The organism is Mesorhizobium sp. HAY1-8B (genome assembly GCF_056868045.1).
Genome location: NZ_CP200321.1, coordinates 1,923,167 through 1,940,467 on the forward strand (window position 1 = coordinate 1,923,167; position 17,301 = coordinate 1,940,467).

The 17,301-nt window shown below is 61.2% G+C and carries 21 protein-coding genes and 1 pseudogene; 11 read left to right on the plus strand and 11 right to left on the minus strand.

Annotated features, from left to right (window positions below; translation table 11 throughout):
• Positions 1 to 44: 44 nt before the first annotated feature.
• Positions 45 to 578 carry a flavin reductase family protein gene (locus AC1VON_RS09290; RefSeq protein WP_172352578.1) on the minus strand — a complete coding sequence of 178 codons (534 nt, stop codon included), beginning with the start codon at positions 576 to 578 and terminating at the stop codon, positions 45 to 47.
• A 404-nt stretch (positions 579 to 982) separates the two neighbouring features.
• On the opposite strand from AC1VON_RS09290, the gene AC1VON_RS09295 reads away from it, so the two are divergent.
• The 3 genes from AC1VON_RS09295 to AC1VON_RS09305 all read left to right on the plus strand — a co-directional run bounded on the left by AC1VON_RS09295 (position 983) and on the right by AC1VON_RS09305 (position 2,376).
• Positions 983 to 1,366, plus strand: coding sequence for a phasin family protein (locus AC1VON_RS09295; protein WP_483121658.1), 384 nt, complete (start codon positions 983 to 985; stop codon positions 1,364 to 1,366).
• Positions 1,367 to 1,396: 30 nt separating this feature from the next.
• Entirely contained in the window at positions 1,397 to 1,729 is a 333-nt protein-coding gene (locus tag AC1VON_RS09300; RefSeq protein WP_483121660.1) for a c-type cytochrome, read from the plus strand.
• Between the two features lie 137 nt (positions 1,730 to 1,866).
• Complete coding sequence (locus tag AC1VON_RS09305; RefSeq protein ID WP_483121662.1) at positions 1,867 to 2,376, plus strand: hydrolase; 510 nt, start codon at positions 1,867 to 1,869, stop codon at positions 2,374 to 2,376.
• Positions 2,377 to 2,483: 107 nt separating this feature from the next.
• Here AC1VON_RS09305 and AC1VON_RS09310 read toward each other — a convergent pair whose 3' ends face one another.
• The 5 genes from AC1VON_RS09310 to AC1VON_RS09330 all read right to left on the minus strand — a co-directional run bounded on the left by AC1VON_RS09310 (position 2,484) and on the right by AC1VON_RS09330 (position 7,276).
• Positions 2,484 to 2,813 (minus strand): hypothetical protein, encoded by a 330-nt coding sequence (locus AC1VON_RS09310; protein WP_483121664.1) that lies wholly within the window; start codon positions 2,811 to 2,813, stop codon positions 2,484 to 2,486.
• A 121-nt stretch (positions 2,814 to 2,934) separates the two neighbouring features.
• Positions 2,935 to 3,363 carry a DUF2267 domain-containing protein gene (locus tag AC1VON_RS09315; RefSeq protein WP_172352574.1) on the minus strand — a complete coding sequence of 143 codons (429 nt, stop codon included), beginning with the start codon at positions 3,361 to 3,363 and terminating at the stop codon, positions 2,935 to 2,937.
• Between the two features lie 83 nt (positions 3,364 to 3,446).
• Positions 3,447 to 4,724 (minus strand): 5-aminolevulinate synthase, encoded by a 1,278-nt coding sequence (gene hemA / locus AC1VON_RS09320; protein WP_483121666.1) that lies wholly within the window; start codon positions 4,722 to 4,724, stop codon positions 3,447 to 3,449.
• Between the two features lie 463 nt (positions 4,725 to 5,187).
• Positions 5,188 to 5,811, minus strand: coding sequence for a response regulator FixJ (fixJ, locus tag AC1VON_RS09325; RefSeq protein WP_483121668.1), 624 nt, complete (start codon positions 5,809 to 5,811; stop codon positions 5,188 to 5,190).
• Entirely contained in the window at positions 5,792 to 7,276 is a 1,485-nt protein-coding gene (locus AC1VON_RS09330) for a PAS domain S-box protein (protein ID WP_483126297.1), read from the minus strand. Before AC1VON_RS09330 ends, fixJ begins: the two co-directional genes overlap by 20 nt.
• 264 nt (positions 7,277 to 7,540) lie before the next feature.
• On the opposite strand from AC1VON_RS09330, the gene AC1VON_RS09335 reads away from it, so the two are divergent.
• On the plus strand, positions 7,541 to 8,350 hold the full coding sequence (locus AC1VON_RS09335; RefSeq protein ID WP_483121670.1) for a universal stress protein: 810 nt from the start codon (positions 7,541 to 7,543) through the stop codon (positions 8,348 to 8,350).
• A 10-nt stretch (positions 8,351 to 8,360) separates the two neighbouring features.
• On the plus strand, positions 8,361 to 8,975 hold the full coding sequence (locus AC1VON_RS09340; protein WP_483121671.1) for a cation-transporting P-type ATPase: 615 nt from the start codon (positions 8,361 to 8,363) through the stop codon (positions 8,973 to 8,975).
• Positions 8,976 to 9,024: 49 nt separating this feature from the next.
• On the opposite strand, the gene AC1VON_RS09345 is transcribed toward AC1VON_RS09340, so the two are convergent.
• A complete protein-coding gene (locus tag AC1VON_RS09345) occupies positions 9,025 to 9,492 on the minus strand; it encodes a DUF2231 domain-containing protein (protein WP_172352571.1) in 468 nt (155 codons plus the stop codon).
• Between the two features lie 56 nt (positions 9,493 to 9,548).
• Positions 9,549 to 9,815 carry a hypothetical protein gene (locus AC1VON_RS09350; protein WP_172352570.1) on the minus strand — a complete coding sequence of 89 codons (267 nt, stop codon included), beginning with the start codon at positions 9,813 to 9,815 and terminating at the stop codon, positions 9,549 to 9,551.
• Positions 9,816 to 9,942: 127 nt separating this feature from the next.
• Between AC1VON_RS09350 and AC1VON_RS09355 the strand changes: the two genes are divergently transcribed.
• The 3 genes from AC1VON_RS09355 to AC1VON_RS09365 all read left to right on the plus strand — a co-directional run bounded on the left by AC1VON_RS09355 (position 9,943) and on the right by AC1VON_RS09365 (position 12,271).
• Positions 9,943 to 10,269 carry a PepSY domain-containing protein gene (locus tag AC1VON_RS09355; protein ID WP_172352569.1) on the plus strand — a complete coding sequence of 109 codons (327 nt, stop codon included), beginning with the start codon at positions 9,943 to 9,945 and terminating at the stop codon, positions 10,267 to 10,269.
• A complete protein-coding gene (locus tag AC1VON_RS09360) occupies positions 10,266 to 10,931 on the plus strand; it encodes a response regulator transcription factor (protein WP_483121674.1) in 666 nt (221 codons plus the stop codon). The genes AC1VON_RS09355 and AC1VON_RS09360 overlap by 4 nt, the downstream gene beginning before the upstream one ends.
• 128 nt (positions 10,932 to 11,059) lie before the next feature.
• On the plus strand, positions 11,060 to 12,271 hold the full coding sequence (locus AC1VON_RS09365; protein ID WP_483121675.1) for a sensor histidine kinase: 1,212 nt from the start codon (positions 11,060 to 11,062) through the stop codon (positions 12,269 to 12,271).
• Positions 12,272 to 12,278: 7 nt separating this feature from the next.
• Here the strand turns inward: AC1VON_RS09365 and AC1VON_RS09370 are convergent, their stop codons facing one another.
• The 3 genes from AC1VON_RS09370 to AC1VON_RS09380 are packed head-to-tail and all read right to left on the minus strand — an operon-like array spanning position 12,279 to position 15,317.
• Entirely contained in the window at positions 12,279 to 13,790 is a 1,512-nt protein-coding gene (locus AC1VON_RS09370) for an RnfABCDGE type electron transport complex subunit D (protein ID WP_483121677.1), read from the minus strand.
• Positions 13,787 to 14,506, minus strand: a complete 720-nt coding sequence (locus AC1VON_RS09375; protein WP_246740840.1) for an FAD:protein FMN transferase — start codon at positions 14,504 to 14,506, stop codon at positions 13,787 to 13,789. Before AC1VON_RS09375 ends, AC1VON_RS09370 begins: the two co-directional genes overlap by 4 nt.
• A 25-nt stretch (positions 14,507 to 14,531) precedes the next feature.
• A complete protein-coding gene (locus AC1VON_RS09380) occupies positions 14,532 to 15,317 on the minus strand; it encodes an FMN-binding protein (protein WP_483121679.1) in 786 nt (261 codons plus the stop codon).
• Positions 15,318 to 15,508: 191 nt separating this feature from the next.
• Here AC1VON_RS09380 and AC1VON_RS09385 point away from each other — a divergent pair.
• From AC1VON_RS09385 to AC1VON_RS09395, 3 genes and pseudogenes are all read left to right on the plus strand, one after another.
• A pseudogene (locus AC1VON_RS09385) lies at positions 15,509 to 16,114 on the plus strand (VIT1/CCC1 transporter family protein); the annotation flags it as partial.
• Between the two features lie 193 nt (positions 16,115 to 16,307).
• Positions 16,308 to 16,568 carry a DUF6455 family protein gene (locus AC1VON_RS09390; RefSeq protein WP_483121680.1) on the plus strand — a complete coding sequence of 87 codons (261 nt, stop codon included), beginning with the start codon at positions 16,308 to 16,310 and terminating at the stop codon, positions 16,566 to 16,568.
• A gap of 166 nt (positions 16,569 to 16,734) precedes the next feature.
• Entirely contained in the window at positions 16,735 to 17,283 is a 549-nt protein-coding gene (locus tag AC1VON_RS09395) for a hypothetical protein (RefSeq protein WP_172352562.1), read from the plus strand.
• The last annotated feature ends 18 nt before the right edge of the window (positions 17,284 to 17,301 follow it).

Below are 17,301 nucleotides of genomic sequence, written 5' to 3' on the forward strand. Positions count from 1 at the left end.
AGGAACGTTCTCACCTTGATGTCGATCAAAATGGTTGCAGCGGCTCAGGGGATACGGGATTGGAAATGAACCACTTCGCCGTCCACGACGAAGGCGCCATTTCCGATGTGATGGATCGTCTTCGGTTTCGGTTGACCCGGGTCGATCCATGCTTTCAGGACCTCGAGGACGAACAGATTATATTTGTTCACCAGGCGTATATCGATGACCCGGCATTCGAGGTTGGCGAAGCACTCGGCGATCAGGGGAGCCGAAACGCGCTCGGCGGGAAGGGGCGTCAGCCAGGCTGTCGCGAATTTGTCAGTGTCGCGTCCGGAGCAGTTTCCGACCTTGACGACTTTCTCCGCAAGGCCAATGGCAGGGATCGCGACTACGCATTCCTTCGTTTGACGCAAAGCGAAGAAGGAGAAGTCGTCGCTCGACACGACGCAAGCCATGGTCGGTGGCGCGATTCCCGCCATCATGTGCCAGGACATGGTCATGACGTTCGCGCGGCCCTGCTTTGACCTGGTTGTCAGGAGGACAACGGGACCGGGCTCTATCAGCCGATAGACTTCGGCAAGCGGCAGTTCCTTCATCGCGTCCTCATTTCCACTTTATGCAAGGCAGTTGCTCCGCCGATGTCGTGCCAGGCAATGCCCTTCCTCGCCTTGATCAATGTCAAAGTCGGGAAGCGGCGGACGAGGACGGGGCAAGTCTGTGCCGCTGGGGCCGATTGATCTTGATCAATGCGTGCCGGAATTGACCTTGCGATGTTCGATCAGAGCCACACAAGGATCAGTTCATGTCCGCTGGAGGCATTCTCTTTTTGGGCGTCCTGCTTTGCTTCGCTTGTATCGCCGGGATCGGCATCTACTTCGAAATGGCGTCCTCCAAGAGACGCAAGCTCCCTGCGGTGAGCTATGGATTCGGCCGCCGTTCAAGGCCGCGCCACCCGAAGACTAGGCATTGACGTGGAAGACGGAAGCCAAGGAATTTTACAATGACCTGGAAGGCAGAAGAATTCAGCGCGCCAGACCTGTTCCCGTTCGCCAAGACAGGGCAGAAACTATTGGATGCCGCTGCGGCATGGCAGATGCATTCCACCTGTGCGCTGTTCAGCCTGCAGATGGAAGGAGCGTCCTTTTTCAGTCGGCGTTTTTGGGACGATCTGAGGCTAATCGAAACGCTGATGAGGCGGGACGGATTCGCTGATACCTACGACGTGGTCGTCAACTTTTTCCAGAACGCTACGTCCGACTATACCAGCGAGGTCGCGAGGTTTGCGTCCTTGGGCGCTGGGTTCGCTTCGGAAACGGCGGGACGTGTTCGAGAAGGGGCGGAAGCCACGATCGACGACATGCGCGCGGCCACCCTCGCTCCTTAAACTGACACGATCAAGCAAGGCCCGTCGACCATGCGACCCCGCCCAGCGTTCTCGATCCCACTACTTGTGCTCGCACTCGGCTTTGCATCGTCAGCCTATGCTGTCGAAGACCCGCAGGTCGCTTATGGAAAAAGACTGGTCGAGAAAAACTGTGCCCGCTGTCACGCGGTCGGTCCGGGCGGCGAGAGCGCCCATCCGGACGCGCCGCCTTTCCGGGTGTTGCACCGGCGGTACCCAATAGAAGATCTTCAGGAAGCTCTGGCCGAGGGGATATCCACCGGACATCCGGACATGCCCGAGTTCGTAGCTTCTCCTGACCAGATCTCCGCGATTATCAGTTATATCCAAAGCCTGGGCCGATGATGGCGGTCGATTAGCAATCTCATCTTGGCCACGGACCGGCTTCAACCTGCGTCGATCGTGGTTCTCGGCGGCGTTGACAGTAATCAATGATGGCGGGGTCGTCAGCTGGTTTGATGTGCTCATGTCAGGAGGTAGCCATGCAGACGAACGAAACACCGCACTATGATGCGAGCGTGAATACGACGGGTTGCTGCCCAAAATTCAACCCGGGCGGCTGGGACGATCAGGAATTGCACTTCGCCGACAAGCCGTTCGTGAGGGCGACGACCCACAGCGTCATGCATGTTCCGGTGAACATGGGCAGCGTCTTTGCCCGTGTTAACGAGCACATCGACGACGCCGGCGCTTCTGCCGAAAGCCAGTTCATCGTCCTAAGCCGTGATCTCTCGCCTTGGACGAGCGAGCATCTTTTTTCGGTTTCAAAGGCCGTGCCCGAGGAGGAAATGGCTACGCTGACAGGCGACTTCGTCACCAGGGTGTTCGAGGGGGCATTCGAGCAGGTGAGGGGTTGGCATGAGGAAATGCTTGAACTCGCGCGCCAGCGCAATCCCAAAGCCAGCGACGTGTATTTCTTTTATACGACCTGCCCAAAATGCGCCGCGGCATATGGCAAGAACTACGTTGTAGGGGTAGCCAAGATTTCCTGAGCCTGGCAGGCTAGGGCTCGAACCAGGTGCCCTGAAGCCGTTTGACGATCTCCGCCGCGTCCTCAAGCCGGCCGATCGCTGCGGGAGCATCAGCAGCATCTCAGCGCTCAACTGGCGCGCCAGCAGCGAGCTGGCCACGTCTTTGTCAATGATGGCTTCGACGCCGACCATGGCGCCATCTTCGCGCACGGCAACGGGCACGCCGCCGACAGGGGCGGGTCTTTCGCGCGATATGTTGCCCGGCGCCGCTCCAATTCCGGCCATTCCTGCGCGATCAAGACACGAAGGGCGCTGTCATCAAGAGCGTAAGCTTCGACGATCTCCCGGTTGAGAACGACGTCCGGAGGGTCTCCGTCCACAATGGCGGCCACGGCAAGTTCCGGATTTCCCGGTGCTCCGACTTTACGAACGATGATCAGATCCAGCGGTGCGTCCAAGGCCTTGGCAATCTCGGCAGCGACCGCGTGGCAAGGCGAGCACGATCGGATCCTTCAACTGAAGCGCCTGCAGCGAGACACCAAGCTTTCGCCCCGTATCCTGGCGATCGCGAAACATCGGTCATCCCTCCGGCCAGAGTTGGCGCAATGACTTCTTCATCGAGTTTCGGACCTGGACGATTTCGCCATGCGAAATGTGACGGTCGAGAAGTCGGAACACCGCCCCGATTGCCCGATCGATGTCGATCTCCGGCTCGTAGCCAAAGCTGTCGCGGACGCAGATGACGAAGTCGCGCTTTTTCCGTTCCCATGCCGGTTCGGCCGGGTTCCAGCCTTCGAAATAGATGCCTCGGATCAGGGTTGGCAACTGGGCCGACAGATCGGCCATTTCCTCCGGCGAGAGCCAGTCGCGCAAGGTATGCAGCACCGATTTCAACAAGCGGAATGCGCTCTGCTCGTTCCAGTCCAGGTCCTTGGCAAGTTCGTTCACCCATTGCTGCGCCTGCTCGGCGGCATGCGCGATGGAAGTGTGCGAAACAGGGTGCGTCATCATTGTCATCCTCCGACTGTTTCTATTCTACCTTCCCGGAACCCGCGCGCATTGCTTCCGGATCAAGTTCTAGGCCTTGGATTTCAGCCGCCTGCTTTGTTCACCAGGAGCGGAATGATGCGGTCGCTCTTGGCGACAGCGGGACGGCCGGAACTGGCATAGGGGATGCCGAGCGCATCCCAGGTCTCGACCAGTGCATCCTGCAGTTGCGCGATCAGCGCATCCGAATGGAACGGCGTCGGCGTGATGCGCAGCCGCTCGGTGCCGCGCGGCACGGTCGGGTAGTTGATCGGCTGGATGTAGATGCCGTGAACGCCAAGCAGCCGGTCGCTCGCCATCTTGCAAAGCTCCGGATCGCCAACCAGCACCGGCACGATATGGGTCGGAGAGTCCATCACCGGCAGGCCGGCGGCCGCCAGGATCTGTTTGGTTCGGCTCGCCTGCTGCTGCTGCGCGTCGCGCTCGGCCTGCGATTGCTTGAGATGGCGGATGGAGGCGGTGGTGGCGGCGGCGATCGCGGGCGGCAGCGCCGTGGTGAAGATGAAGCCCGGCGCATAGGAGCGAACCGCGTCGATCACCGCGCTGGTGCCGGTGATGTAGCCGCCCAGCGTGCCGAACGCCTTGGCCAGCGTGCCCTGGATGATGTCGATGCGGTCGGCGAGGCCTTCGCGCTCGGTGATGCCGCCGCCGCGCGGTCCGTACATGCCCACGGCATGGACCTCGTCGATATAGGTCATGGCGTTGTAGCGTTCGGCGAGCTCGACGATCTCTCTGATCGGCGCGATGTCGCCGTCCATCGAATAGACGCTTTCGAAGACGATCAGCTTGGCGCGCTCGCGGCCCGCCGCCTGCAGGAGGCTCTCCAGATGCGCGACGTCATTGTGGCGGAAGATCTTCTTTTCCGCGCCCGAGCGCCGCACGCCCTCGATCATCGAGGCGTGGTTCAACTCGTCCGAGATGATCAGGCAGTTCGGCAAAAGCCGCGCAATGGTCGAGATCGAAGCTTCGTTGGAGACGAAGCCGGACGTGAAGACCAGCGCTGCCTCCTTGCCGTGCAGGTCGGCGAGTTCATGCTCGAGCTCGACCAGCGGGTTGGACGTGCCGGAGATGTTGCGGGTGCCACCGGCTCCCGAACCCATCTTGCCGGCCGCATTCTGGAAGGCGGCGATGACATCCGCGTGCTGGCCCATGCCGAGATAGTCGTTGGAGCACCAGACGGTGATTTCCTCGGCGCGGCCGTTCGAACGCCAGATGGCGCGCGGAAACTTGCCCGCGATACGCTCGAGATCGGCGAAGACACGATAGCGACGCTCCGCATGGAGCTGATCGATCGCTTCTTCGAAGAACCGCTGGTAGTTCATGTCGAAATGTCCTGTACAAGAAGCCGGCCACGATCTGCGACGGTCGGCCTACCTAAGGGCAGGGAGCGGTCCGCGCTTTGAGCTATGTCAAATTACGGGACACGCAGATGCCTCGTTGCAGGCAGGTCTCCTCGCCGCAAGCCGCCCAAAAACTGATTCAAATCAAAGCGCGGAACTGCAATTTCGCCGACGCTGGCCGGATGTGGAATCCAATAGCAAGCGCTCCGTTTGGCCGCAGCCTCGAACTAGCCGTTCTGGATGAAGAAGGCTTACATCCGCTTGTATTTCCTTGTGAAAAAGGCCGGGAGGGATGGCGGCATGCCGTTACCGGTATCCGCGTCGATATTCGGCCGACCCACTGGCGCGACTGGCATCTCCGAGAAGATAAGGTGGCTTCACTTCGAAACGCGCCTTAGCGCGGCGGCTTCGGGCGGAGAACCCCTGCTCGTCTTCCTGGGATGCACTAATGTTTGGGGTCGGCGATCAGGGCCATGCGCACCAGATGCGAGAGGCTGCCGGCGCCCATCTTGCTCATGACATTGGCGCGATGGATCTCGACCGTGCGCGGGCTGATCCCCAGGTCGTAGGCAATCGTCTTGTTCGGTAACCCGGAAACAAGCCCTTCCAGCACCTGGTGCTCTCGCTCCGATAGCGTGGCGAGATTCTTCCTGATCTCCGTCGATTGTGGGTGTGCCGCGGCGGGCTGGCTGCGGTGGTCCAGGGCCGAGCGAATTGCATCGATAAGCACCTGATCGTCGAACGGCTTCTCGATGAAATCGGCAGCGCCCTCCTTCATCGCCTGGACGGCCAGGGCGACGTCGGCGTGCCCCGTCATCACGATCACCGGCACGTCGAGGCCCCGGGCTTTCAGTTGCCGCAGGAACTCGATGCCGTCGATGCCGGGCATGCGTACGTCGCTGACGATGCAGCCATGGATCTCCTTCGGTTCCGTCGCCAGGAATGCCGTTGCCGATTCATGGAGGCGCACGGCAAAGTCGGCTGTCGCCAGAAGGAAACCCAGCGACTTGCGAACGTCGACATCGTCGTCGACCACATGAACAATATCATTAGCCACCAGCGACCTCATCCTTCTCCACGGCGCGCAAAGTGAATCGGAACGCTGTCCCGCCGCCGGGCATTGCTTCCGCCCAAATACGACCGCCGTGCGACTCGACGATAGTGCGACAAATGGACAGACCGACACCCATTCCGTGCTTTTTGGTGGTAACGAAAGGCTGAAAGAGCTGGGCTGAAACTTCCGGCGCCAGCCCCGGGCCCGTATCAATCACACCAACTTCAGCCATGCCATCCTGCCGTGCCACCGTAACGACATGCAATTCCCGCCTGGGGATACCCTGCATGGCCTCCACGGCGTTTCTCATCAGATTCAGCAATACCTGCTCGATCTGGATTCGATCGGTCAAAACAAGCTCGGCCGCCGGGTCAAGATCGTAACTGACGCGCACGTCTGCTTCCCTGGCGCCGACCAAGGCGAGCGATGAGGCGTCCTCGATGAGCGTTGGCAGACGTTCGATCTGACGCTCGCTTTCGCCCCTGGCGACAAAATCCCTGAGGCGACGGATCACGTCGCCGGCGCGCAGGGCCTGCTCGGCAGCCTTCTCGACAGCATCCTGCAGCATGGCGGCGTTCTCGTCCTTGCTTTTCTCGAGAAGACGGCGGCTGCCCTTGAGGTAGTTCGTGATGGCCGTCAGCGGCTGGTTTATCTCATGCGCCAATGTCGAGGCCATTTCGCCAAGCGCGGTGAAGCGTGCCATGTGAAGCAGCTCCTGCTGCTGCTCCTGCATCCTGGCCTGAGTTCTGTGGCGTTCCGTCAGGTCGCGACAGAAGCCGGTGAAGAAGCGGCCTGTTCCCGGATGCATTTCGCCGACAGCGAGTTCCATCGGAAACGTCGATCCGTCCTTGCGCATCCCGGTTACGGTTCGGCCAAGTCCGATAATGCGGCGTTCTCCCGTCTTCAGGTAGCGCTGCATATACGTGTCATGCTCCTCCCGGTAAGGCGGGGGCATCAGCATCTTGACGTTTTGCCCGATGACCTCGCTGGCCTTGTAGCCAAACAACATCTCGGCCGCCGTGCTGAAGGATTGGATGTTTGCACTTTCGTCGATGACGATCATCGCATCGGGAACTGTCGCCAGGATCGAACGCAGGTGATCCTCCCGCAGCTGCAGCGCAGCATTGGCGAACGACAGGTCGCTGACGTCGGTGCCTTGAACAAAGATGGCGGTGATCTGGCCGTCGGCCGCCCTGACGGGTTGATAGACGAAGTCGAGGATCCGTTCCTCCGCAGCGCCTGTTTCGACGTTGCGATAGACGACCTTCACGCTTCGGCCCACATAGGGCTCGCCGGTTTCGTAGACGCGATCCAGCAGCTCGAAGAGGCCTTGACCTTCGAGATCGGGAAACGCCTCGCGCACGGATTTGCCGATAAGTTTCCGCTCTCCGACCATTCGCTTGTAGGCGGCGTTCGCAAATTCGAACACATGGCCAGGTTCTTTCAGCAAGCTCATGAAACCAGGAGTCTGGTCGAACATCCGTGCGAGAAGCTGATGGCCGGGCACATCGTCATGCCTTGCCGGATGCACTGACGGAACCGGCGACTTGGCGACTGCGTCCGCGGAAGAAACTGGCCCCTTCTTTGTCACATCTTGCCCTGCATTGAGACGCACTACCGGTGGCAGGTTTAGCACCCATGCATTCGTTCGCAAACAACTCACTCCGTCATTTTGACCCACATCAAAGTGCTTAGCCTCGCGAGGGAGCATTAGGGACCCACCTATTTTCTGTGAGGTGCCTGCGTGTCCTACAAAACGATTGTCGTCAACTTGGCCGTTGATGCAGAGCCAGGACCTCTCGTGAAACTGGCGGCAGAAATGGCGCATCGCTTCGATGCTCACCTCATCGGCTTCGCTGCCGCGGACGTTCCGCCATTGGTGGCCACGGGCGAAGGCCTGGTCTATGAAGGCGAGGTCATGCAGGTCAAACGGCAGGAGATCGAGAAGCGTCTTGCTGAACTGCGAGACACCTTTGAGAAGCTTGTCCCGCACTCCATCAGCAGCGAATGGAGACAATATGTTTGCGGTCCGACGCGCGCTTTAGGGCTGGTGGCCCGTTCAGCTGATCTCATCGTGACCGCCGATGGCGGCGACGACGTCTTCCGTGCACTCGATATAGGAAGCTTGGTGCTCGGGGTCGGTCGTCCCGTGCTGGTTGCTGCGGGCAACGCCGAACACCTGCTTGGAAAAACCATCCTGGTCGCTTGGAAGGACAGCCGGGAGGCACGAAGGGCCGTATCCGACTCCTTGCCCCTCCTTGCCGAGGCCAAAGAGGTTGTAGTCGCCACCATGGAAGAAGCTTCGGGAGAGGACGTTCGAAACAGCCTCGCCGACGTCGCGGTGTTTCTTGAGCAGCATGGCATCATGGCGCGAACCGAAGTGTTCGCCGGTACCGCCGACGGCGACGGGTTGATGGCATTCGCTCGCTCGGTCCACGCCGATTTGATCGTTTCCGGCGCCTACGGCCACAGCCGGCTCAGGGAATGGGCCTTTGGCGGCATCACACGCTCCCTGATTGGCGAGAACGGCATCAGCCGCCTGTTCTCGAATTGACTTTGCGACCATGGCGGCCAGAACGGCAGATAGCCCGGACCAGCTGGAGGAAGTTCCAGATGAGAAGCGACCGGTCAGCCGCCTTTCCGGCCATGTCGAGCCTGCCTACTGGTCGCTCGAAACGAGTGAGTTGGTCGGCCGGCTGAAGACCTCGACTTCCGGTCTGCTGAGCGTCGATGCGGCAATCCGACTTGCCAAATTCGGCCGCAACGCACTGGCGTCTCGGTCCGGCGGATCGGCATTGGCTGTATTCGCGCGCCATTTTCGCAGCCCACTCGTCCTGATCCTGGTCTTTGCCGCCGCCGTTTCAGTGTTCGTCGGGGAAGGTCATGTAGCGGCGATCATCGGCGCGATCGTGCTCGCCAGCTGTGTCTTAAGCTTCACTCAGGAATATGGCGCCTCTCGTGCGATGGAGGTCCTGCAGCAGCGATCTCCCGCGAGGCCACCGTGCTTAGGGATAGCTTCGAACGGACTGTCGATGTCGAAGAGATCGTTCCCGGCGACGACGAGAGCCCCTACGAATTTGTTCGCAAGCGCTTGTCCATCGTCGTGCAGGACAGCGCACATGAACAGCTCCTCATCACCAAGGGAGCCGTCCAGAACGTTCGTCGAGGCGTGTGCCTGAAGGCATGCCCTTCTTGCGTGGCGATGGATCGAGGTCGAACGTCGAAAGGTCACCCTCCGACCGCGGCCTTGGTGACGTTCACGCCAAGGTCGTAAACCAGCTGCCCGCCATAATAACCTGTTACGGTGACCAGGGCCGCGCCGGCTATTTCAATCGCGGGAATGGCGAAGGTCAGCGTACCCAGCTCTCGATTTCTCACCCACAGCACGAGCCGGAGCAGGCCCCAGCCCAGAAAGGTCAAGGCGCTGATCTCGCCCAAGCCCTCATGGATTTCCGCTATATCGCTGCTGAAGCCGGCGGCCTCCGCGTGGTCGAGGGCCATGCCGCCAAAGAACCAGGTGCAGACCGCAAAGAGTCCTGCGGCGACGGCGGCAAAGGTGGAAATTGTTCCCACGCCCGAACGCGTCGTCACGGGGTTGCGATTGGCGAGCGCGGCAAGGTCGATGACCACAAGCACGTACATGAGCACGATAGGGAAATGCACAAGAATGGGATGGATATGCTGAATTTCCGGCATTGCAGATGTTCTCCAGGAGGATTGTGGGTAATGGTCGGTGGACGCTCGATCGGCCGTCAGTCGTCGCTGTCCCCGAATTTCTCGTCTTCCCGATCACCGCGGGCGCCGGATACAGTCTTGCCGTCGCTGCATTCATCGTCGCCGACACCTTTGACTGACTTGGGACCAGTGGCGCTCATCATGGGGATGGCCTCAAGGTCGATTGTTGCCGAAGAAGTGGCGGACGCGGTTGCGCATGATCCGTGGTCGGATTCCGCGGCAGCGGGTATGACAAAGGCGGTCAGGCCTCCAAGGGCGACAAGCAAGACAGGAAAATTGCGCATGGTTTCGTATCCTTCTCTGCGCACCCATCATCGGGCGCGATGGCCCTTGATAGAGGCGTGGTCCTTGCCGCCGGCTGACAATGATTGACAGCGGTTTGACAGCTTCCGCATGCGACAGCTCCTTTCCATGAAAACCGTGTCGATGAGCCTGGCAGCTCTGGGCGTGGCCGCACTTGTGCTGGCCGCGCCATTGTCCGTCAGGGCGCAGGATGACGACGATGACCACGATCGGGCGCGCGATCTTTATGAGCGCGGCGAAATCGAGGGCCTCGCCGATATCATGGCCATTGTCCGCGCCAAGGCTCCCGGTGAGATTGTTGCGATCGACCTCATTCGCGCCGGAGGCAAGTGGATCTATCGGTTCCAGGTGGTCGCTGCCGATGGCAGGCGCCGGATCATTGATGTCGATGCCGGCGCGGGCGGTGTTTTGGGCGGTGAAGGCGACCACAAATGAAGATCCTCGTGGCTGAAGACGAACCACGCATCGCGGCCGACATCGCGATGGTTTTGAAGGCGTCGGGCATGGCCGTCGACATCGTGGACAATGGTGAAGCGGCCTGGTTTGCGGGCGATGTCGAGAACTACGACGCGGCGATTCTTGACCTTGGACTGCCGAAGCTCGACGGCCTTACCGTGCTGAAGCGCTGGCGCGCCAATGGCCGCCGCTTTCCCGTCCTCATCCTGACGGCGAGGGGGCTGTGGACCGAGCGCGTGGAAGGCATCAACGCGGGCGCCGACGACTATCTTCCCAAACCCTTTGAAATGGAGGAGCTGCTGGCGCGGCTGCGAGCCATCCTGCGCCGTTCAAGTGGGCAGGCCGCTCCGGTGTTGAAATCAGGCCCTTTGCTGCTCGATACACGCCAGATGCGCATCTTGCTTCGCGGCGTTCCGGTGGCATTGTCGCCGCTGGAATACCGGCTGCTGGCGTTCCTGATGCATCATGCCGGCCGCGTGGTCGCGTCGACTGAACTTGCCGAGCATCTGTACAGTTCCGACAATGAACGCGACCCGAATACGATCGAGGTCATCGTGGCGCGCCTGCGACGGAAACTCGGCAATGATGTGATCGAGACACGACGCGGTTTTGGTTACTTCGTGCCCGACGGGTCGGATTGATGCGCAATTCTATCCGTTTCAGGCTCTGGTCGGCCGCGGCGATATCGATTGTCATCGCCCTTGCCATCGCCGGTGTCGGCCTTCGCTATCTGTTTGAACTGAACGTCGAGAGGCGTGTCGTCAGTGAGTTGACGGTCGATCTCAATGAACTGATTGGGGCGACGAGCTTTACAGCCGATGGCCGGCTCTCGGTGGCCTCGACGCTGGCCGATCAACGCTTCGCCAGTCCGCTGTCTGGCCACTACTGGCAAGTGGAGGATATGGCTACCCACAGCCTCGTTCGATCGCGTTCCTTGTGGGATGCAACGCTGGCCTTGCCTCAACAGGCAGCCAATGGCGAACTGCTGAAGGAAGAACTCAAGGGGCCGGGCGGCGAGCTCACCGTTGCCGTCATGCGCACGATCACCGACGCCGACGGGCGGGCCTTTCGCGCCGTCGTGGCGGAAGACCATCGCAACGTGGAAGTTTCCGTTGGCGAGTATGTTCGTGATCTTGCGCCGGCGCTCATTGTGCTCGCGTCTGCTCTGATGGGGGCTTTCTTCATCCAGATCACCGTTGGCCTGGCGCCGCTGGAAGGCCTAAGGGTCGCCGTCAAAGACGTGATTGCGCAGCGGACGGCGCGGCTTGGCGCGGCCGCGCCGAGCGAGGTGCAGCCACTTGCCGACGAAATCAACCGCCTGCTCGACGCCCAGGAGAAAGCCCTCTCTCGCGCGCGCTCGCGCGCCACTGACCTTGCGCATGGCCTCAAGACGCCCCTGCAGGTCCTGTCCGCCGATATCCGGACTTTACGAAAAAAGGGCGAAAGCGAGCTTGCCGACGAAATCGAGAAGAGCGCGAGCGCAATTCGCCGCCATGTCGAGCGGGAGTTGGCGCGTGCTCGTCTGGCGCCTGGCGTCTCCGGCGATGCCGCGTGCCTTGTCCGAGACGTGGCGAGCGGCGTGGTCGCTGTCGTCAAACGCACGCCAAGGGGCAAGCAGCTCTCATTCGTGATCGATGCCGCCGAGGATTTCATGGCGCCGGTCGATGAAGGCGACCTATCCGAGATTCTCGGCAATCTGGTGGAAAACGCGACGCGTTTCGCGAAATCCCTGGTTCATGTGAGCGCATCCGCGAGCGCCGGCGAGGTGATCATCAAAGTCGTCGATGATGGACCGGGCATTCCCGAGGCCGCCAGGGATGCCGCCTTGTTGCGCGGGGTTCAGCTCGACAGCAAGGGCGGCGGCAGCGGCCTCGGCCTGGCGATCGTTTCGGATATCGTCGAAGCCTATGGGGGCCGCCTCGAAATGGCCAACGCCTATTCCGGTCTGGCGGTGACCATCCACCTGCCGCGGCATGGGTGAGCGGCGTTCAGGCAAATCCGGGGAAGTAGTCGACCTTGATCCTGGAGCGGCGAACGCCCATTGCCAGAAGCTTCTTGCGCACCGCCTTGACCATGCTCTGCGGCCCGGAGATGTAGAAGATGCGTTCGAGGTAGTCGGGCATGGTGAGGCGCACCAGGCGCGCGTCGATATAGCCGGGATACTGGCCCCCCACCGCGCCTTTGGCCACGGCGTGGAATATTCTTATGCCCAGTTTGCGCCGCGCGGAGTCGAGCACGTCGCGATAGGCGATGTCGTCTTGGCTCTCTGTTCCATAGAGGACGACGACAGGCCGCGCTTCCTTGCGATCGATGAGATATTGCAGCATCGAACGGAACGGCGTGATGCCGATGCCGCCTGCCAGGAAAGCGATCTTGGTCTTCGGATCGGAGGGAAGCGTGAAATCGCCGGCCAGTTGTGCAGCGTGGATCGTGGCGCCGGGTTTCATGCCGCCCAGCGCCCGTTTGAAGGCGCTCGACCGCGGATAGAACTTGACGCCCAGCCGCACCGATTGCTCGGTAGGCGATGAGGCGACCGTGAAGTAGCGCCGGTTTCCGCGGTTGTCGGAACGGTCGAGGCCAAGCGTCCATTCAAGGTACTGGCCCGCCTGGAAAGCGAGTTTTCGCTGCGACCTGAAGATAAAGTCGTAGCTGTCGACGGCTGTTTGCTCGATGCGCTCCAAAGTCAACACAAACCGACCCTTCGGGCTCACGGCGTAAGCGAAGAGGTTACCCGCCAGGAGAGCGAGTTCGGGTGTGAAATAGAACGAGCCGATATGGACGTTGGGTGCGAACAGAAAGCCGACGACGCCGGCGAAGGCGATGCGCGCCCAGCGCGTCGTGGGCGCCGTCAGCGGCTCGGTCAGCATTACGAAGGCGAAGAACAGCAACGGCGACGAACCGAAGGTCTCCGCGAGAGCGGTGCCATATCGAGACGGGTCGGTGGTTGCCAGTATCGTCGCCAGCGCCACCCCGACGAACGTGGCCACGAGATCGAGCCGACGCAGCTTACGCACCACGAGAGCGCCGCCCACAAGCACCAGGGGGAGCAGCCAGAGGCTTCCCGCCACCCACCATGTGGCGGGACGATCGAGCAACAGCGCTGTCAAGGCAACGCCCAGAGCGGCCGGATTGAACAGGTGTTTCCTGCCCACGGCCAGGATGTATTTCGACGAAATCGCCCAGACCGAGGCGAGTGCCACGGCGCCGATGGCCTTGGCATCGGTGGCGGCAATCGGATCGAGGATGAGCGCCAGGATCATCGCGGTAATGTGGACGGACTCGCCATTGGCCGGAACCTCGAAGATACGTGCAAAGACCTTGTTGGTGATCCAGCAGGTGGCCAGCACCAGGGCGGTCGTAAAGGCGAGCTCTCTCGGATCATGCGGCACAAGGTTCAGGAAGCCCAGGACAAAGGCGGCGCCCAGCAGCGCCACCAGGTAGTAGAGAACCAGCCGATACATCGTGAGGTGGTCGAGAAGCCGGTCGAGGGTCTTGATCATGGCTGGCAGAAGACTCCAAAGCCGCTTGTCGGTGTCGCACGGCGGTTGCTGTCGATGAGATATCCTTCGAGCCCTTGCGTCTGCTCTATGAAGAGGATGCCGTCCCTGCCCATCGCAAAGGCGGCTGTGGCGAAGCGGTCGGCCTCGAGCACATCGGCGCCGATAACGGTCAGGCTGACGATGTCGCTGATTGGGTCATGAGTCGCGCGGGGATTGTAGATGTGCTGCCCGCGCGCATATGTGCCGGAAGTGGCGACGCCATGTCCACGCGGATAGACCACCTTGACGATCTCATTCGCCTGGAAGGGATTGCGGATGCCGACGCTCCAGTCTCGACCGGACGCATTCCTGCCGGAGGATTGGATGTCGCCGCCCGCCTCGATGAAGAAGTCGCTGACGTCCGCCCGACGGACGATTTCGGCTGCGTTGCGGATGGCCCAGCCCTTGACGATGCCGGAGGGGTCGAGCGCGCCGTCGGGCCTGTGGATGTCGAAATACCCGGCAGTTTCCCTTCTGGTTTGCTCCGCAATCCTGATCACGTCCATCATCTGTCCGCTCCAGTCGCGAACCGGAATGTCGCCCCGGTTTATGGCCGAGATCTCGCTGTCCTGACGGTAAGTGCTGAAACGCCGGTCGACATCGTCGAAATAGTCGAAGACCTGCCCGCCGAGGTCGCCAGCCGAGCGGCCGAGGTCGACGGTAATGGGCATGCCCATCATTATTCTCGTCTCGCGCATGAAATTACGATGAGGCCTTCTTCAAGGCGCCGCCCAGTGATTGGATAAAGGCCCTGCTGGTCAGCGTGGCGCCCGAGATGATGTCGACATCTGCGCTTTGCGCGCTGATCGCCTCATCGCGCAGCATGGGCAATGCCTGCCGGTTGATGCTGATGGAGGTGCGGCGGTCATTGGGGTATTTCAGTACCTTGAGCGCCGTCAGGCGGCCGCCCTGGACGAGCGCCTGGATTTGGATGATACCGTAGTAGGCGTCGGCCGCGGGGCCGGTGTAGACCCCGTCGGTATAGCCGTGGGCCGCGACCTTCATCCCGGTATGAATCACGCGCGCGGTTGCTTGCGGGTATGCCGGCCTCGGCTGCGGGATTGGAATATAGACCGCAGGCGTCACCGCGAACGTTGGTGCATCCGGCATGCGCGCCTCGGCAATCGCCGGCGCGGGATTTTGCTTCGGTGGAGGAGGCGCAAGCCTCGCGGCCTGCGGCGGGCTGGGAGCAAGTACCGGCTTTGGAGCGGCTGCAACGGCTGCCGTGTTGTCCGCTCTGGCATCAATCGGCCTCAGCGGAGTCGGCTCCCGCTGCGCATTCTGGGGAATTTTGCGCAGCGACGCCGCTGGCTCTGCGACCGGATCGGCCGACGCCTGTGGAACGAATGGCTGCGGAGTGCTCTGCGTTACGGCATTGGCGGCACCGTCCGCATCGATCAGGTCGTTGGCCGGCGCTGTGCCTGCCTGATCCCAGACATAGGCGCCTGATGAGGCGATCACGAAGAGCGATAAGGCGATTTGTTTCATAAGAATTGCATCCTGGCTTCAGGCGCAGCGGCCGGACCGTTGCATGCCTTCTCGCGACAATATCTCATGAGTTAGCTGACAGCTGGCTGTCAGCGCGCCTTGGCCCGCGAAAAGGGTCGCATCGGGCGAATCGGCGCAGCCATTTGACTTGGATCAGGGTATTTGTTCCGATCAGGGAGCAATGAAGCTGCATTCCTGCGCTTGACGGCATCGTTTCGACGGCCAGCCTGATCATCGGGGTTGCAGCCGCCAACGCCACCACGACCAACGTCCTGGTGGCAGGCGCCATGTCGATGGCGGCCTGCGAATATGTATCCGTCAGTTCCCAGGCCGATACCGAGAAGGCGGATCTCGCCCGTGAGCGAGACGAATAGGCGACGCAACCCGAGTTCGAGAGGCAGGAGCTTGCCCAGATATACATCGATCGCGGCGTGGGGCCTCAATTGGCGTTGCAGGTGGCTGACCAATTGATGGCCAAGGACGCGCTTAGCGCACACGCCCGCGACGAGCTTGGTATTTCCGAGATTACCGCTGCACGACCGATCCTGGCGGCGCTGGCTTCGGCGGCGGCGTTTTCAATCGGTGCGATCATGCCATTGGCAATGGTGATGCTTGCGCCACCCGCGAGACTGGTTGCGGCAGTCTCGATTGCATCGCTGCTATTCCTTGCGGTGCTGGGCGCGATTGGCGCGCGGGCGGGCGGCGCCAACGTATTGAAGGCCACCGCTCGGGTCACCTTTTGGGGAGCGCTGGCGATGGCGCTGACCGCGGGCATTGGCGCTATGTTTGGGACCGCAGGCCAGGACGGCGGCTTTACCGAAGTCATCATATCCAGGCGAGCCACGCTGTATTCAGCGCTGACTGCGCTGGGCGAGAAGGTGGCCTTGTCCAGCGGAAGCAATTCCCGGAACGGAACGGCCCTCGTTGATGGAGATCAACGTCACACGCCGCTTGGCATGGCAATGATTGCTGTCTGAGGAGTGTGACGATATGAACTTTCTCGAATATCTGATTGGACTTGATGCTCGAACGGCCTTGATGGGGCGCATGATGCAGAAATTGGGCGTCGACAGGCCGCTGAAAGTCGTGGCGGATCACGTCGCCGTCACCAATCGCGCGGTGGACCGGTGCCGGTCCTGCCGCCACCAGGAGGAATGCGCGACCTGGCTTGATCAGACGGCGCATGCGGATCACCCGCCGGCCTATTGCCGCAATGGCGATTTGATCGCCCGGTTGCAATCTATCCGTTGATGGAACACCAACGCCGTAGCCGGATTGGCTGCTGCGGTGCGCCCTTGTTCCAGCCGGCGACGGACGATTTCGCCCTTGCGACGAGCTGACGGTCCAGGAGGCTTTTGACGACAGTCTGCTCAAGTGGACTGCTGTCGTTGACAGGTTCGCATACGAGGCAGGCAGTTTGGATAATCTGCATTTTCTGGAAGCATTCCTGCTTTTTGCCGCGCCGGGGCCAACCAATGCTCTTCTGGCGGCGGGCGCAGTCAAGCGAGGGAACGCCGCTACGCTCCTTGTCGCGCAGGCATGCGGATACGGGATCGCGGCAGCCTTCTGGCTTTCCCTGCGTTCCCTGGTGCCGCCTGGCACCATCCAGATGGTTCAACTGGTTGCCGCTGCATGGCTCGTAATACTTGGCTTTCGCCTGATCGCCGTCAAACGCGACGACGCAACCGGGAACGGTGGTGGCATTTCCATCGTGGCAACCACCGTCCTCAATCCGAAGGCGTTCATCTATTGCGTGGCCATCGTGCCGATGGACATCGAAGCAGCCGCGCGGGGCATCGCTTGGATCGCGCTGCTTATGATCACGGCAATTACCGGATCGATGTGGCTGTTGCTGGGCAGGCGGCTGAGCGGCGGCAGGAAGATAGCAGATACAATCGCCGGCGCGGCGCTCATTGCCTTCGCGCTGTTGTTGGTTCGGCCCTTGATACCCTCGTTCGCGATTTAAGGGGGAAGCGGGCGCCGG